The following is a 16,314-nucleotide window of genomic DNA, read 5'->3' as shown; positions in this document are numbered from 1 at the left end:
ATGCACGCCGCCCGTCCCGCGAAGGCACGCCGCCCGTCCCGCGAAGGCACGCCGCCCGTCCTGTGAAGGCACGCCGCTCGTTCTCCCGGACGCACTCACCCGTCCTACCTGCGCCTTCCGGTGGAAGCACATCAGGACATCAGTGACAAATGGTTCATCACCCGGGCAAATGTCGTTCACCTGGGGTTCGGCCTGCACCCGTAGCGTCCCGCCCCGGAACACCCGTGCACACCCTGGAGGCCCCTGTGGCGAACCCGTCGCCGCGCCGCTCGCTCCCGCTGCTCATGAGCCCGCACAAGGGTGGGCGCAGCGCGCTGACCTGTGAATTCCGCTGCGGCAACGCCTGCGCGCACGATGTCTCGAACGCCAGCGACAACACCTACTTCGGCGATGTGGTCGCCTCCGCCCTGTCGCGCCGCGGCATGCTCCGCGCGAGCGCGCTCGGCGTCATCGCCGCCGGGGCCGGCGTGGCCGGTGTGGCGGGGGCCGTACCGGCGGCCGCCGACCCCGAGCCGGAGAGCCTGTCCACCGCCGGCGGCAGGCACGGCGGCCGGGGCTCACTCCGCTTCGCCGCCGTCGCGCCCAACCGCGAGGACCGCATCGTCGTCCCCGAGGGATACGCGTCGGCCGCCGTCGTGCGCTGGGGCGACCCGGTCCTGCCCGGCGCGCCGGCCTTCGACTACGAGAACCAGACCGCCGCGGCGCAGGCCCAGCAGTTCGGCTACAACTGCGACTTCGTGACCTTCTTCCCGATGGGCGGCCACCGCGGCCTGCTCTGGGTCAACCACGAGTACTCCGACGAAGCGCTGATGTTCCGCGGCTACACCGGCGGCTCCACCGCGACCGACGAGCAGATCAAGATCGGTCTGGCGGCGCACGGCGGTTCGATCGTGGAGATCGAGCGGGTGCGCAACTCCGGCCAGTGGAAGCTGGTCACCCGGGGCCGCCGCCGCTACAACCGGCGCATCACCGCGCAGACCCCCATGAAGTTCACCGGCCCGGCCGCGGGCAGCGACCTGCTGAAGACCGCCGCCGACCCGTCCGGTACCTCCGTCCTCGGCATGCTGAACAACTGCGCGGGCGGCACCACCCCGTGGGGCACCGTGCTGACCGCCGAGGAGAACTTCAACCAGTACTTCGCCATGGGCGGCGGCGCCCCCGAGGAGCAGAAGGCCGGGCTCAAGCGGTACGGCATCGACCCCACCTCCACCAAGCCCAGCGGGCGCGGCTGGGAGCGCCTGGAGGAGCGCTTCGACCTGTCCAAGAACCCGCACGAGGTCAACCGTTTCGGCTGGATCGTGGAGATCGACCCGTTCGACCCCGACTCCACCCCGATCAAGCGCACCGCCCTCGGCCGCTTCGCCCACGAGGGCGCCACCACCACCCTGGCCAGGGACGGCCGGGTCGTGGCCTACATGGGTGACGACTCCCGCTTCGAGTACGTCTACAAGTTCGTCTCCAAGAAGCGCTACATCCCCGGCTTCGACCGCCACAACCGCACCCTGCTGGACGAGGGCACGCTGTACGTGGCCAAGTTCACCGGCGACAGTCCGGCCACCGAGATCGACGGCTCGGGCAAGCTCCCCGCCGACGGACAGTTCGACGGCTCCGGCGAGTGGATCCCGCTGGTCACCGGGAACGTCTCGCACGTGCCCGGCATGACGGCCGCCGAGGTCCTCGTCTTCACCCGGCTGGCCGCCGACAAGGTCGGCGCGACCAAGATGGACCGTCCCGAGGACATCGAGCGCAACCCCGTCACCGGCGGCGTCTACCTGGCACTGACCAACAACTCCAACCGCACCCCGGCCCAGGTGGACGAGGCCAACCCGCGCCCGTCCAACAAGCACGGCCACGTCCTGGAGATCGTCGAGAAGCACAACGACGCCGGGGCCACGACCTTCGCCTGGTCGCTGCCGGTGGTCTGCGGCGACCCGAACGACCCCGCCACCTACTTCGCCGGGTTCGACAAGACCAAGGTCTCGCCGATCTCCTGCCCGGACAACGTCGCCTTCGACCGCGACGGCAACCTGTGGATCTCCACCGACGGCAACGCCTTCAAGCTCAACGACGGCCTGTTCGTCATGCCGGTCACCGGTCCGGAGCGCGGTTACCTGCGTCAGTTCCTCACCGTGCCGATCGGAGCGGAGACCTGCGGTCCGCTGATCACCCAGGACCAGCGCAGCGTCTTCATCGCCGTGCAGCACCCGGGCGAGGTCGACGGCGCCTCCCCGGAGACCCCGATGAGCCACTGGCCCGACGGCGGCGACAGCCAGCCCCGCCCGTCGGTCGCGGTGGCCTGGCACACCCAGGGCAAGAAGATCGGTTCCTGAGCCCGGTACGGCCTGCGTCCCGCCCCGGGATCACCCGGGGCGGGGTCCGGGGGGCAGGCGGGACGGCGGCTTCCGTAGGTTGATCTCATGACTGATCGCCCCTTCGAAGTCGTCTGCGAGATCGAGCCGCCGACCCGCCCCGATCTGAAGCACGTCCGCCACCAGATCGGCACGCTGAGCAAGATCGCTGGATCCTTCCTGATCCCGGACAACCACATCGGCCGGGCCACGGTCTCCAGCGTCGCCGTCGCCCACGAGGTCCAGGCGATGGGCGGGCGGAGCATCGCCTGCCTCAACTCCCGCGACCGCAACCTGCTGGGCTTCCGCCGCGACCTGCTCACCGCGGCGGCCTACGGGGTGGACCAGTTCCTGTTCGTGTACGGCGACAAGCCCACCACCGGCAACCGGACCAGCGACCTCACCGTCCGCTCGATGATCGAGGAGGTCCGTTCCCTCGGTGAGGACCCCGGCTTCGCGGGCGTCCCGGCCTTCCGGGTCGGCACCGCGGCGGGGCTGCGCCCCCTGCCCGCCTGGAAGCGTACGGCCGACTTCGTGTTCGCCCAGGTCAGCTTCTCCCTGGAGACGCTGCTGCGCTGGCGCGAGGCCAACCCGGTGGACGTGCCGGTCTACGCCGGGGTGATGGTCATCGCCAGCGAGAACCACGCCCGCCGTCTGGCCGCCGCGATCCCGGACATCGACATCCCGGCGGAGCTGGTGGAGCGGGTGGCCGGCGACCGGCTCGCCGGGGTCGAGGCCGCCTGCGAGCACGTGCTGCGCGTCCGCGACTCGGGCGCCTTCGACGGCGTGCACCTGATCCCGGTGGCCCGCTACCGCGAGGTGGAGTCCCGCCTGGTCGGCGTCCTGTGATGATGGGGATGACGGGGGCCCGGCCACAGGACGGCGACGGTGACGAGCGCCGAGAGCGTCAGCAGGACGCCCAGCAGGATCTCGAGGAGCGTATGGAACGACATGGGATCTCCTTCGTCCTCGTCGTGGACACGTATGCACGAGGACGGAGGTCTTCCCGCACCCTCCCGATCTCCCGGGAGGGCCACCCCGCCGGGCTCCCGGACTCGGGGACCGTGTTGACGGACGAGGTGTCGGACGGCGGGTACTCCCCTCCGCTTCTTCCACTATCCGCCCAGCTCAGAGCCCAAGTCAACTGCCCGCGGCCAGAGGGGAGGAGCACGGCGGACCGCTCGCGGGGGCGACGGGTGTTCGCCCACGGGTATTCACTCGGCCCTCAGCGGTGACCTAATCTGGGAGGGCGAGGGGAGTACTTCCCAAGCGTCGCTTCCGGTCAGTACGGACGCCCCTGAGCGTCCCCGGACGGCCGCCCGCGCGGTGCGGGTGAAGGAGACCTCGGACAGCCGAGTGCGTTCGAGGAGCTTTATGCCTGTCTCCGTGCCTCTTGCCATGCCCGCCGTCGTTCCCTCCCTCGGGTGGGCTCCGGCGGCCGTTCCCGGGCATGTCCCCGGACCCGCAGCCGCGGGCCCGCTGACGGCCGGTCTCGTGCCGCTTGAGTCGATCGCCTCTCCCGGTCTGTGGACGGTCACCATCGCCGCGCTGCTGGGCCTGCTGGCCCTGGACTTCGTCCTGACCCGGCGCCCGCACGAGGTACGGATGCGCGAGGCGGCGGGCTGGTCGATCTTCTACCTGGCGCTCCCGCTGGCCTTCGGCGTCTACCTGTGGTCGGTGAACGGGTCGACCGTGGCGGTGGAGTTCTTCACCGGCTACGTGGTGGAGAAGTCCTTGTCGGTCGACAACCTGTTCGTGTTCATGCTGCTGCTCGCCGCCTTCGCCGTCCCGTCCGCGCTGGCCCAGCGGGTCCTGCTGTACGGCATCATCGGGGCGCTGGTGCTGCGCGCGGTCTTCATCGCGCTCGGGGCGGCCGCGCTGCAGAGCGGCACCTGGGCGTTCCTGCTCTTCGGCGCGGTGCTGGTGATCACCGCCTGGAAGGTCCTCAAGGACGCGTTGAGCGGGCGTGACCACCAGGTCGACATCGACTCCATGCGCACCGTCCGCCTGCTGCGGCGCTTCATGCCCGTCACCTCCGACTACCGGGGCTCGCGCCTGGTCGTCCGGGAGGGCGGCCGCCGCGCGCTGACGCCGCTGGCCCTGGCCGTCGTCGCCGTCTTCGCCACCGACATCGTCTTCGCCGTCGACTCGGTCCCGGCGGTGTACGGCGTGACCGAGGACCCGTTCCTCGTCTTCGCCACGAACGCCTTCGCGCTGCTGGGACTCCGGGCGCTCTACTTCGTGCTGCAGGGGGTCCTGGCGAAGCTGCGCCACCTGAACCACGGGCTCAGCCTCATCCTGGCCTTCATCGGCGTCAAGCTCGTCCTGCACTGGGCGCACGGCATCTGGCCGGGGGTCCCGGAGATCCCCACACCGGTCTCGCTGGGGGTCATCGTCATGGTCCTGGTCACCGTCACGGTCACGAGCCTGTACGCCGCCCGCCGCGACTCCCGGTCACCCGGCGAGCCGGGCGCGCCGCTTGCGAGCGAGCGCGGCGAGCAGGGCGCCGGTCAGGGCGACGCAGAACAGCACGCCGTACGTCCGCCGGAAGCCGTCCATGAGCTGGTCGACCGCGACCGGTGACATGCGCGACAGCGTGCCCGCGTAGACCTGGGCGCGCAGGGCGGGGCTGACCGCGCTGGTGAGCACGCTCAGGGTGAGGGCGACGCTGAGCACGATGCCGACGTTCATCACCATGAGCCGGAAGCCGTTCACCACTCCCAGGCTCCCGGCGGGCAGGGCCTTCATCACCTGGGTGGTGTTGCCGGTCAGGAACGCTCCGCTGCCGCAGCCGCACAGGAACAGGCCGGCCCCGATGACCCAGTACGGCGTCGCCGGGGCCGTGTTCAGCATCAGGATTCCCAGCCCGGAGGTGCTCAGCAGCGCGCCGCCCACCGACAGGGCGTAGGGGGAGATCCGGCGGCCGAGGGCGCCCGCGACGGGGGAGGCCAGCGCCATGCCCACCGGGACCGGGAGCACGCCCAGCGCGGCGGTGACGGCGTCGACGCCCCTGGCCGCCTGGAAGTAGAGGGCGACCAGGAGGATCAGCGACGCGCGGGCCAGCGCGTTGCAGAACGAGGCGAGGTTGGCGAAGGCCAGCACGCGCTCGCCGAACAGCCGCACGTTGAGCACCGGGTGGGAGGCACGGCGCTCCACGACGATCAGCAGCGGGATCAGGACCACCGTGACGGCCGCGCCGACGAGCACGACCGGACTGCCCGGACCGCGCGAACCCGCCTCCGACAGCGCGATGAGCGCGGCCGACAGCACGGCGAAGACGATCAGGTTGCCCAGGGCGTCCACCGGCTCGCGGGGACCGCGCCCGACCTTGCGCAGGGTGAACGCCCCCCAGACGAGGGCGATGACCCCGGCGGGCACGTTCACCCAGAAGATCCACTGCCATCCGGCGGTCTCGGCGACCAGGCCGCCCAGGGTGGGGCCGGCGAGCTGGGCGACCGAGAGCGTGCCGATGTAGACGCCCATGCCCTGGCTGAGCCGGTCGGGCGGGAAGGCGTCGGTGATGATCACGGTCCCGTTGGCCAGGATCATCGCCGCGCCGATCGCTTGGAGCGCCCGCATCGCGATCAGGAACCAGACGTTCGGCGACAGCCCGGCCAGCAGCGAGGCGACGGTGAACAGGGCGAACCCGGCGAGGTACACCTCCCGCCGGCCCAGCAGGTCGGCCACCCGGCCGAAGAACACCAGGGTCGCGGTGTTGACGAGCAGGAAGGCCAGCAGGATCCACCCGGAGGCGAACGCGTCGGCGTGGAAGTGCCGGACCACCTCGGGCAGGGCGACGTTGAGCGTGCTCCCGGAGACGCCGATCAGCACCAGGCCGAGGCTGGTGACCGAGCAGACGCGCCAGGCGTAGCGGAGCTTCGAGACGTATTCCGGTGAGCCGGGAAGGTCCTGGGGAAGCGCGACCATAGGCTCCAGTCTGACGTACGGCGTACGCCCGTTTTGTCCGGGGTGTCGATCGCGGTGTCCGGCCCGGTGCCGGTGGGGCCGGTTACCTGGCCCGTCTGCGCAGGCCGTCCAGGTCGTGGACGATCACGCGGCGGCGGCCGGTCGCGATCAGGCCGCGGTCCCGGAGCGACCGCAGGGCCTTGCTGACCGCCTCGCGCGAGGCACCGGTCCACCCGGCCAGCTCGTCCTGGGAGAGCGGCAGCTCCACCCGGATCCCGCCGTTGGCCGGCTTGCCGTACCGCTCGGCCAGCTCCACCAGCCGGGTCGCCACCCGCCCGGTGGTGTCGAAGGCGCCGTACTCGATCCGCTTGCGGTCGGCGTCGCGCACCCGGCTGGTCACCATCTGCAGCAGCAGCACCGCGATCCGGCCGTGCTGCTGGAGGAAGGCGGTGAAGTCGCGCAGGGCGATCCCCTCGACCGGTTCCAGGGCGGTGACCGTGGCCGAGCGCGGCAGGCCGTCGATGACCGAGAACTCGCCCAGCAGCGCGCCGGGCCCGCGCACGGCGAGGACGACCTCGGTCCCGCTCGCCGTGTGCGAGGAGACCTTGACCCGGCCGGCGGTCAGCACGAGCACCCAGTCCGACACGTCGCCCTCGGTCATCAGGGTCGCGCCCCGATCCCATCGCCGGACCCGCCCCGCCGCGCGCAGCGCGGCGGCCTCGTCGGGGGTGAGGAGCGCGAGGAACTCGCCCGGCTCGGAAGAAGTGCTCACGGGAACCTCCCGGCGGTGCGGCGCCATGCGGATGTCCTGTCGATTATGTCGGTACGGCCCCGGCCGGAGAATGCTCTTCGGCCGGGGGATCACTGCGTGACACACCAAATCTCAGTGAATACGGATAAATAACTAGAATTACGCCGAAAGGAGTCGATCATGAAAGTCCGGAGAGCACGTAGGCGTGGACGGGCTTCTCCTTCCCCTTGAGGCTCAGCTCTCCCAGTGAACGGACCCGGGCGTGCGGGCCGATCCGGTCGAGAGTGTTCTGGCCGATCACGACGGTGCCCGGTTCGGCGATCCCCTCCAGCCGGGCGGCCACGTTCACGCAGTCGCCCATGGCGTTGAACCCGCGCAGCTGGGGGCTGCCGATGTTGCCCACGAGCGCGGGCCCGGTGTTGATCCCGATCCTGAACCGGGGGTAGCCGGGCGCCTCGGCGACGATCTCCGCGGCGGCCTCCTGCATGGCCAGGCCCGCCCGGGCCGCGGCCTCGGCGTGGTCGGCCTGCCGGGCCGGGGCGTTGAACAGCGCCAGCAGGGCGTCACCGACGAACTGCACGATCGTGCCGCCGTTGCCGAGGATGATCGGGACGGCCGCCGTGTGGTACCGGTTCAGCATCTCCACGATCTCCCCCGGCGCGACCCGCTCGGAGAAGGTCGTGAACCCCTTCAGGTCGGCGAAGAGGGCGGTGAGCTCGACCAGCTCGCCGCCGAGCTCCGCGGTCCGGGGATCGGCCAGCAGCGACTTGGCCACGTCCGGGGACATGTACTGCCGGAACAGCGTCTCCAGCTCCCGGTAGAGCCGGACGTTCTCCAGGGAGATGGACATCTGGCCGGCCAGGGCGGCCGCGAGCGCGTCGTCCTGCGACGTCCGGCCCACGGGCACCCGCAGGGCCCCGGCGAGCCGTCCCTTGACGGTCAGCGGGTGGATGACCGAGCCGTTGGCCCGGATCGGCCCGCCCGCGGGGAAGTCGGCCTCACGGTACTCGGCCGAGCCGAGGGCGACCCGCCCGTCCGAGACCAGCGCGATGCGCACGTCCCCGTAGGCCTGCCGCGCCCGATCCAGGGACTGTACGAGCAGCTCGTCCTCGGGCAGGCCGACGCGCGCCCGGTTGCCCAGGTCCACCAGCGCGGCCAGCCGCTCCGACAGCTCCCGCTCGTTGGCCAGCGCCTCGCCGGCCCGGTCGAGCACGGCGGCCTGCGCCTCGGTGAGCCCGAACTTGCCCGCCAGCCGGGTCGCGACCGGGACCCGGCTGTCCGCCCGGCGCCGCAGGTGCCCGACCAGCTCCTCCAGCGCCCGCTCGTAGTCCGCCCGGACCCTCCGGACGGTCGCCGCCAGGGCGACGGAGTCGAACAGCCCGGCGGTGCCGCCCTCCCGGCGCGACTGGATGTGGGCGCCGTAGGCGACGAACACGAAGGCGAAGGTGAGCAGCAGGTGCCACAGCCACCACGACAGGTGCCAGTTGCGGTGGTACATCCCGGCGAGCATCGCCTCGGCGAGCAGGGCGTACGCGGTGATCAGACTGATCAGCATCGCCGCCGGGCGCCTGCGGTGGAGCCGGAACAGCAGCACCGCGGCGGCGCCGTACAGGACCAGTCCGAGCAGCTCGGCCCCGCCGAGGCCGGCGCCCTGCTCCGGAGGCTTGCTGGACAGCGGGGTGAGGCCGGGGATGAGCGAGAGCACCCCCCACGCCACCAGCAGCAGCACGAGCCCGCCGCGGAGCCAGGCCTGCGAGCGCAGTACGACGGCCGCGGCCCGGTCTCCCAGCGGCAGCGCCGAGGCGAAGGCGAACCCCGAGGCGACGAACAGGCCCACCGGCTGGGACAGGTCGAACCCGTAGTTCGGGCCGGGCAGGATCATCTTCGGCGTGGTCAGGCCGTGCAGCAGGAAGAATCCGGCGCTGCTCAGGAAGACCAGTGACACGAGCAGCAGCCGGGCGTCCGACCGCCGGGCCGAGGCCTGACTGATCATGGCGCCCAGGATCATGTTGATCCCGGCCACGGCGATGATCAGCCAGAAGTGGCTGGGATTGTGCTGCCACTTGACGTTGATGCGGTCGTGGTGGGCGAGCAGCAGCCAGAGCCCCAGCAGCGGCAGCGCCAGGTGGATCACCCAGACGACCGCGCGGACCGGCTGCGTCGCCGGGGGAAGGTATGGTCCTGGCCCGGCGCTGCCCGCGATCGGGGTTGCCGTCGGGTCGTTCGTCGGCACGGTGGCCTCCGTATTCAGCGGGGGTGCCCCCCGTGGTGTCCGCCCCCGTCCGCAGACGGGGCTCCCCCGAACGATCCGATTATCGCGGTACACCCCCGTGCCGCCAACGGTGTTTACGGCGACCGGCTGATCTCCCGGCTCCGGACGGCGGAGGGTACGGCCCGCGCGGCGCCGGATGAATGTAATCGTTCGCCAGAAATGAGAAGGCGGGCGGGAGAGGTGTTCGTGGAAAAACCTGAGGTGAACGGAGGTGAACCGTAACGTGGGGACGGACCCGGAGGAGGACGAGACGACCGCTGAGGCGCTGCCCCTGTGGTTCCATCCGCCGCTACCGGCGTGTGGAGAACGAGGACGGTCACCCGGTGTTCCACGTCTATGAGTTCGACGACACAACCAGGACCTACGTCCCCATGGGGATCGAACGTGAGCGTCTGAAGCTCGTACGGCCTTTCCCGATCGACATCCCTCTCAAGAGGCTCATCGTCTGAGGCAGGAAGGGGTACGGCCCGCGGGAGCCGTACCCCTTCCCGTGTTCGCGTCGCGGATCAGCCGAAGATGGCCGGGAGCGCGCCCGTGTGGACCTCGCGGAGCTCGTCGACCGGGATCTCCAGCACGCCCTCGACCGCCAGCGAGGCGCCGCCGGTGCCGCCCAGGCCGTAGCAGGGCACCTCGTGGGCCGCGCACAGCTCGGCGAGGGCGTCGAAGGACTCCGGCCGCACCGTCACCAGGGCTCGGGCCGCCGACTCGCTGAACAGGTCGGCGAACGCGTCGTCGCCCGGCAGGGAGACCGCGCAGCCGATGCCCCGGGCCAGGCAGGCCTCGGCCAGGGCGATGGCCAGGCCGCCGTCGGACAGGTCGTGGGAACCGGTCAGCAGACCGCGGGAGGCGGCCTCGGTGAGGACGAGCGCGAGGGCCCGCTCGGCCTCCAGGTCGGCCGCCGGCGGCAGGCCGCCGAGGTGGCCGTGGGCGACGTGGGCCCACTCCGAGCCGCCGAACTCCTCCCGGGTCTCACCGAGCAGGACGACCCGGTCGCCCTCGCCGGTGAAACCGCTGGGCACCCGCTTGGCCACGTCGTCGATCACACCCAGCACGCCCACGACCGGCGTCGGGTGGATCGCGGCGGAGCCCGTCTGGTTGTAGAACGACACGTTGCCGCCGGTCACCGGGACACCGAGAGCCTTGCAGGCGTCGGCCAGGCCGCGTACGGCCTCGGCGAACTGCCACATGACCTCCGGGTCCTCGGGGGAGCCGAAGTTCAGGCAGTTGGTCACCGCCAGCGGCGTGGCACCGGTCACGGCCACGTTCCGGTAGGCCTCGGACAGGGCGAGCTGAGCCCCCGCGTAGGGGTCGAGGCGGGCGTAACGGCCGTTTCCGTCGGTGGCCAGCGCGATGCCGCGGGTGGTCTCCTCGGCGCCCGGCATGGCCTCGCTGACCCGCAGGAGCCCGGCGTCGGCGGGCTGGGCCAGCACGGTGTTGCCCCGGACGTACCGGTCGTACTGGGAGGTCACCCACTCCTTCGAGGCGAGGTTCGGCGAGCCGAGCAACTGCAGCAGGGCCGCGCGCAGGTCCTCGGGGCGCGGCAGCTCCGCCGGGGAGTCCGCGTTGAGCGCGGCCTGCCCGGCGGGCTCGGTGAAGGGGCGCTCGTAGACCGGGCCCTCGTCGGCCGCGGTGCCCGGCGGGATGTCCACGATGGTCTCGCCGTGCCAGGTCATGACCAGGCGGCCGGTGTCGGTGACCTCGCCGATCACCGTGGCCGGGATGTCCCACTTGGCGCAGATCGCCATGAAGGCGTCGATGTCGTCGGGGGAGACGACCGCCATCATGCGTTCCTGCGACTCGCTCATCAGGATCTCTTCGGGCCGCAGCGACGGATCGCGCAGCGGGACCAGGTCCAGCCGGACGTCCATGCCGCCGGTGCCCTTGGCCGCCAGCTCGGTGGTCGCGCAGGACACACCGGCCGCGCCGAGGTCCTGGATGCCGACGACCACGTCCGCCTGGTAGAGCTCCAGGCAGCACTCGATCAGCAGCTTCTCCATGAACGGGTCGCCGACCTGGACGCTGGGCCGCTTGGCCTGCGACTCGTCCTCGAACGTGGCGCTCGCCAGAACCGACGCGCCGCCGATGCCGTCGGGGCCGGTCAGCGCGCCGAACAGCACGACCTTGTTGCCGGGGCCGGGCGCGGTGGCCAGCTTGATCTGGTCCTTGCGGAGCAGGCCCACGCACAGCGCGTTGACCAGCGGGTTGCCGATGTAGCAGGGGTCGAAGACGACCTCGCCGCCGATGTTGGGCAGGCCCAGGCAGTTGCCGTAGTGGCTGATGCCCTCGACCACGCCGGGCAGCACCCGCCGGGTGTCGGGCTGGTCGGCGCCGCCGAAGCGCAGGGAGTCCATGACCGCGATCGGCCGGGCGCCCATCGACATGATGTCGCGGACGATGCCGCCGACACCGGTGGCCGCGCCCTGGTGCGGCTCGACGTAGGACGGGTGGTTGTGCGACTCGATCTTGAAGGTGGCCGCCCAGCCGTCACCGATGTCCACCACGCCGGCGTTCTCGCCCATGCCGACGAGCAGCGCGTCGGACTTCGGCGCCTTGGTGCCGAACTGGCGCAGGTGCACCTTGGAGGACTTGTAGGAGCAGTGCTCGCTCCACATGACGCTGTAGATGGCCAGCTCGGAGCTCGTCGGGCGGCGGCCGAGGATGTCGCGGACCCGGTCGTACTCGTCGCGCTTCATGCCGAGTTCGGCGTACGGCTGGCGCTCGTCGGGGGTGTCCGCGGCGCGCTTGACGGTGTCGAGGGCGGGGGACGGACTCACGCGACCTCCTCCGTCGGTCGCGTTCGCCGGACTGCCGTGTCTGTCGGCTCGCTCGCTCCGCTCGCTCACGTGTTCACCAGCTTCTTCAGGATCGAGGTGAAGAACCCGCGGCCGTCGGTGCTCGGGGCGCCGGTCAGGTCCTCGACGGCGTGCTCGGGGTGGGGCATCAGGCCGACGACGTTGCCGGCCTCGTTGCGGATGCCGGCGATGTCGTTCAGGGAGCCGTTGGGGTTGCCCCCGGCGTAGCGGAAGACGACCTGGCCGTTCGCCTCCAGGGCCGCGAGGGTCGCCTCGTCGGCGACGTAACGGCCCTCGCCGTGCTTGATCGGGAGAACGATCTCCTGGCCCTCGGTGAAGTCGGAGGTCCAGGGAGTGGCGGTGTTCTCCACGCGGATGCCCTGGTCGCGGCAGATGTAGTGCAGGCCGGCGTTGCGCATCAGCGCGCCGGGCAGCAGGTGGGCCTCGCAGAGGATCTGGAAGCCGTTGCAGGTGCCGAGCACGGGGAGCCCGGCTCGGGCGGCGGGGATCAGTTCCTCCATCAGCGGTGCGAACCGGGAGATCGCGCCGCACCGCAGGTAGTCCCCGTAGGAGAAACCGCCGGGCAGGAAGACGGCGTCCACACCCTTGAGGTCGGGGTCCGCGTGCCAGAGCGGGACGGCCTCGCCGCCCGCATGGCGTACGGCGCGGGCCGCGTCCTGATCGTCAAGGGTTCCGGGGAAAGTGACGACGCCCACGCGGGCAGCACTCATGACAGCGTTTCCCTCCACAAACGAGCACCGCGCCGGCGTCTCACTCAGCGGACGGCGGTCTGCGGCGGTGCGCCCAGGCTATCCGCTCCGCGTGAGAGAGTCGTACGCGGAGTCGTCGGATCGCACGATCGGCGGGGGTCCGGACGGTCGTGCCCTTGGAGGATCACACGAACACCGCCCGCGGAGGACCGTACGGACATGCCTGGTTTGGACGGGCGTCGCAGGAGCGGGCACGTGCGGACGGGCGTCGCGGAGGCGGACGCGGGCTCAGACCGAGGCGAGCTCCCGGCGGCCGGGCTCGGAGGCGTCCTCCTCCAGGTCGAGCCGCTTGCTCAGGTGCACGGTGGTGCCCCGGCCGGGGGCGATGTCGAAGAAGATCTCGTCGACCATGGCCTGCATGATGAGGATGCCGCGGCCGTTCTCCAGATCGTGGGACGGGTAGTGTTCGGGCACCCGTACGAGCCCGCGGCCCCTGTCGATGACGCGTACGTCACAGCGGCCGCAGCCGATCGCCGCCTCGACCTGGTAGCGGTTGGCCGGGCCGCCGTAGCGCACCGCGTTGCCGCACGCCTCGCTCACCGCGAGCAGGATGTCGGAGACGCAGTTCTCCGTGACGTGGAGCGAGCGCAGGGAGTCTCCGAGAACCCTGCGGACCATCGGAATGCCGACGGCCTCTCTTGGCAGGGCCAGCGAGAACTCGATATCCACCGGTATCCTCCCGGGGCCAGACGTCACCTCCGAAAGGTTTCCCTGACGGAATCGGGGCTAACCGCAAAATAGCTGTGATGTTATCTACTGTTGGTCAGGGCGTGGCGTTTGTGGCCAGTCTCGGGGGAATGCTGCTGGCTCTACCGGAATTTCCTGTGGCTATTGTGACTATTCATCCGCCACGGTGACCGTGAAATCCTCGATGACGGTGTTGGCGAGCAGGGTCTCGGCCATCTTCCGGACCTCGTCGAGCGCGGCCTCGTCGGCCGGGCCCTCGATCTCCACCTCGAACCGCTTGCCCTGCCGTACCGAGGAGACACCGGAGAAGCCGAGGCGCGGGAGCGCGCGGGCGATGGCCTGGCCCTGCGCGTCGAGAATCTCCGGCTTCAGCATGACGTCGACGATGACGCGCGCCACGGTGTTCCTCCAGGTTGATGCGGGGACGGTCAGGCGCCTCAAGCGTAACGGGCCGCGGCAGCGCTCCGTCGCCGGGTCCGGGCTTGCGCGTCCGAGGGTGAAAGCGGGTGGAGTGGGGGAACGGGGAAGACATGGACGTCACAGAAGGTCTTGCGCTCAGGTATGTGACCTCTGCCACGATGTCCATAACCGCAGACGAACCCCACCACAACGGATCGGATGCGTCGCTAACCGGCCGGACGGGAGTGGCGAACCCACTCGGACGGCCCCGAGCACACAGGAGCGGCACGTGACAGCCGACGCCTCTCGTGGTGCGCAAGCACCCCCCGAGCTCGTCCAGTTGCTGACCCCGGAAGGCGAACGGGTCGAGCACCCCGACTACGACATCGACCTGACCCCGGAGGAGGTCCGCGGACTCTACCGCGACCTCGTCCTGGTGCGCCGCGTCGACCTGGAGGCCGTGGCCCTGCAGCGCCAGGGCGAACTGGGCATCTGGGCCTCGCTGCTCGGTCAGGAGGCCGCGCAGATCGGCTCCGGCCGGGCGCTCACCGACGCGGACATGGCCTTCCCGACCTACCGGGAGCACGGCGTGGCCTGGTGCCGCGGCGTCGACCCGGTGAACCTCCTCGGCCTGTTCCGCGGGGTCAACCACGGTGGCTGGGACCCCGTCGAGCACAACTTCCACCTCTACACGATCGTGATCGGCAGCCAGACGCTGCACGCCGTCGGCTACGCCATGGGCATCCAGCGTGACGGCGCGGTCGGGGAGAACGGCGCCGCCACGATCGTCTACTTCGGTGACGGCGCCACCTCCCAGGGCGATGTGAACGAGTCGTTCATCTGGGCGTCGGTGTTCAACGCGCCGGTCGTGTTCTTCTGCCAGAACAACCAGTGGGCGATCTCCGAGCCGCTGGAGAAGCAGTCGCGGATCCCGCTCTACCGGCGGGCCAGCGGGTTCGGCTTCCCCGGGGTGCGGGTGGACGGCAACGACGTGTTCGCCTGCCTGGCGGTCACCCGCAAGGCGCTGGCCGACGCCCGGTCCGGGCAGGGCCCTGTGCTGATCGAGGCGTTCACCTACCGGATGGGCGCGCACACCACCTCCGACGACCCGACCCGCTACCGGGTGCAGGACGAGCTGGAGGCGTGGAAGCTCAAGGACCCGATCGAGCGGGTCCGGGCCTACCTGTTCAAGAACCAGCTCGCCGACCAGGCGTTCTTCGACGAGGTCGACGCCGAGGCCGACGAGCTCGGCCGGGACGTGCGCAAGCGCTGCCTGGAGATGCCCGACCCCGAACCGTTGGCGATCTTCGATCACGTCTACACGGAACCGCACCGGCTGATGGACGAGGAACGGGCCGCCTTCGCCGCCTACCTCTCCGGATTCGAGGACGAGGAGAGCGGCCGATGACGACGCTGACCCTGGCCAAGGCCCTGAACGAGGGCATGCGCAAGGCCATGGAGGACGACCCCAAGGTCCTGGTCATGGGCGAGGACGTGGGCAAGCTCGGCGGTGTCTTCCGGGTCACCGACGGGCTGCAGAAGGACTTCGGCGAGGAGCGGGTCATCGACACCCCGCTGGCCGAGTCGGGCATCGTCGGCACGGCCATCGGCCTGGCGCTGCGCGGTTACCGCCCGGTCTGCGAGATCCAGTTCGACGGCTTCGTCTTCCCTGCCGCCGACCAGATCATCACCCAGCTCGCCAAGATGCCGCTGCGCTCGCTGGGCACGATCAAGCTGCCGGTGGTCGTGCGCATCCCGTGCGGCGGCGGCATCGGGGCCGTGGAGCACCACAGCGAGTCCCCCGAGGCGTACTTCACGCACACCTCGGGCCTGCGGGTGGTGGCCTGCTCCAACCCGGCGGACGCCTACACGATGATCCAGCAGGCGATCCGCTGCGACGACCCCGTCATCTTCTTCGAGCCCAAGCGGCGCTACTGGGAGAAGGCCGAGGTCGACACCTCCGCCACCGACGGCTGGTTCCCCCTCGGCCGGGCCCGCATCGCCCGGCCCGGCACGGACGTCACCCTGCTCGCCTACGGGCCGATGGTGAAGACCTGCCTGGAGGCCGCGGCGGCCGCCGAGGAGGACGGCCGCTCGCTGGAGGTGGTGGACCTGCGCTCGCTCAACCCGCTGGACACCCCGGCGATCGTGGAGTCGGTACGGCGCACCGGGCGGTGCGTCGTGGTGCACGAGGCGCCCGTCTTCGGCGGATTCGGCGCCGAGCTGGCCGCCCGGATCACGGAGGAGTGCTTCTACAGCCTGGAGGCGCCGGTCCTGCGCGTCGGCGGGCCGTCCACCCCCTACCCGCCCTCCCGGCTGGAGGAGCACTACCTGCCCGACCTGGACCGGGTCCTGGACGCCGTCGACCGCGCGTTCGCGTTCTGAGAGG

The 16,314-nt window shown here is 70.9% G+C and carries 13 protein-coding genes and 1 pseudogene; 6 read left to right on the top strand and 8 right to left on the bottom strand.

Annotation, left to right across the window (positions count from 1 at the left end; translation table 11 throughout):
* Positions 1-245: 245 nt before the first annotated feature.
* Together IEZ08_RS31405 and IEZ08_RS31400 are read left to right on the top strand one after the other, a co-directional pair.
* Positions 246-2,330 carry a PhoX family protein gene (locus IEZ08_RS31405; RefSeq protein ID WP_373294393.1) on the top strand — a complete coding sequence of 695 codons (2,085 nt, stop codon included), beginning with the start codon at positions 246-248 and terminating at the stop codon, positions 2,328-2,330.
* Between the two features lie 87 nt (positions 2,331-2,417).
* Positions 2,418-3,197 carry a methylenetetrahydrofolate reductase gene (locus IEZ08_RS31400; RefSeq protein ID WP_068927850.1) on the top strand — a complete coding sequence of 260 codons (780 nt, stop codon included), beginning with the start codon at positions 2,418-2,420 and terminating at the stop codon, positions 3,195-3,197.
* Here the strand turns inward: IEZ08_RS31400 and IEZ08_RS31395 are convergent.
* Positions 3,158-3,301, bottom strand: a complete 144-nt coding sequence (locus IEZ08_RS31395; RefSeq protein WP_176728629.1) for a hypothetical protein — start codon at positions 3,299-3,301, stop codon at positions 3,158-3,160. The genes IEZ08_RS31400 and IEZ08_RS31395 overlap by 40 nt on opposite strands.
* A gap of 421 nt (positions 3,302-3,722) precedes the next feature.
* On the opposite strand from IEZ08_RS31395, the gene IEZ08_RS31390 reads away from it, so the two are divergent.
* The gene (locus IEZ08_RS31390; RefSeq protein ID WP_229803728.1) at positions 3,723-4,931 is read left to right on the top strand and encodes a TerC family protein; all 1,209 of its coding nucleotides are present in this window, start codon (positions 3,723-3,725) and stop codon (positions 4,929-4,931) included.
* A 96-nt stretch (positions 4,932-5,027) separates the two neighbouring features.
* Here the strand turns inward: IEZ08_RS31390 and IEZ08_RS31385 are convergent.
* From IEZ08_RS31385 to IEZ08_RS31375, 3 genes and pseudogenes are all read right to left on the bottom strand, one after another.
* Positions 5,028-6,275: pseudogene (locus tag IEZ08_RS31385) on the bottom strand (MFS transporter); the annotation flags it as partial.
* A gap of 82 nt (positions 6,276-6,357) precedes the next feature.
* A complete protein-coding gene (locus tag IEZ08_RS31380; RefSeq protein WP_229803726.1) occupies positions 6,358-7,026 on the bottom strand; it encodes a Crp/Fnr family transcriptional regulator in 669 nt (222 codons plus the stop codon).
* Between the two features lie 157 nt (positions 7,027-7,183).
* A complete protein-coding gene (locus IEZ08_RS31375) occupies positions 7,184-9,238 on the bottom strand; it encodes an adenylate/guanylate cyclase domain-containing protein (protein ID WP_189243553.1) in 2,055 nt (684 codons plus the stop codon).
* Positions 9,239-9,600: 362 nt separating this feature from the next.
* Here IEZ08_RS31375 and IEZ08_RS40400 point away from each other — a divergent pair, with 362 nt between their 5' ends.
* Positions 9,601-9,726 (top strand): hypothetical protein, encoded by a 126-nt coding sequence (locus IEZ08_RS40400; protein WP_268249385.1) that lies wholly within the window; start codon positions 9,601-9,603, stop codon positions 9,724-9,726.
* A gap of 57 nt (positions 9,727-9,783) precedes the next feature.
* Here IEZ08_RS40400 and purL read toward each other — a convergent pair whose 3' ends face one another.
* From purL to purS, 4 genes are all read right to left on the bottom strand, one after another.
* Positions 9,784-12,051 carry a phosphoribosylformylglycinamidine synthase subunit PurL gene (gene purL, locus IEZ08_RS31370; RefSeq protein WP_068927841.1) on the bottom strand — a complete coding sequence of 756 codons (2,268 nt, stop codon included), beginning with the start codon at positions 12,049-12,051 and terminating at the stop codon, positions 9,784-9,786.
* A 65-nt stretch (positions 12,052-12,116) separates the two neighbouring features.
* Positions 12,117-12,800 carry a phosphoribosylformylglycinamidine synthase subunit PurQ gene (purQ, locus tag IEZ08_RS31365; protein ID WP_068927840.1) on the bottom strand — a complete coding sequence of 228 codons (684 nt, stop codon included), beginning with the start codon at positions 12,798-12,800 and terminating at the stop codon, positions 12,117-12,119.
* Between the two features lie 267 nt (positions 12,801-13,067).
* Positions 13,068-13,508, bottom strand: a complete 441-nt coding sequence (locus tag IEZ08_RS31360; RefSeq protein WP_068927838.1) for an ATP-binding protein — start codon at positions 13,506-13,508, stop codon at positions 13,068-13,070.
* A 168-nt stretch (positions 13,509-13,676) separates the two neighbouring features.
* The gene (purS, locus tag IEZ08_RS31355; protein WP_084780760.1) at positions 13,677-13,925 is read right to left on the bottom strand and encodes a phosphoribosylformylglycinamidine synthase subunit PurS; all 249 of its coding nucleotides are present in this window, start codon (positions 13,923-13,925) and stop codon (positions 13,677-13,679) included.
* 289 nt (positions 13,926-14,214) lie between these two features.
* Here purS and pdhA point away from each other — a divergent pair, with 289 nt between their 5' ends.
* The gene (gene pdhA / locus IEZ08_RS31350) at positions 14,215-15,333 is read left to right on the top strand and encodes a pyruvate dehydrogenase (acetyl-transferring) E1 component subunit alpha (RefSeq protein ID WP_068927836.1); all 1,119 of its coding nucleotides are present in this window, start codon (positions 14,215-14,217) and stop codon (positions 15,331-15,333) included.
* Positions 15,330-16,310 (top strand): alpha-ketoacid dehydrogenase subunit beta, encoded by a 981-nt coding sequence (locus tag IEZ08_RS31345; RefSeq protein WP_068927834.1) that lies wholly within the window; start codon positions 15,330-15,332, stop codon positions 16,308-16,310. The genes pdhA and IEZ08_RS31345 overlap by 4 nt, the downstream gene beginning before the upstream one ends.
* Positions 16,311-16,314 lie beyond the last annotated feature (4 nt).

It is taken from the genome of Planobispora rosea (assembly GCF_014648175.1).
GTDB classification, from domain to species: Bacteria; Actinomycetota; Actinomycetes; order Streptosporangiales; family Streptosporangiaceae; genus Planobispora; species Planobispora rosea.
The sequence above is the reverse complement of the archived record's forward strand: the minus strand, read 5'-3'. Positions and strand labels throughout refer to the sequence as shown.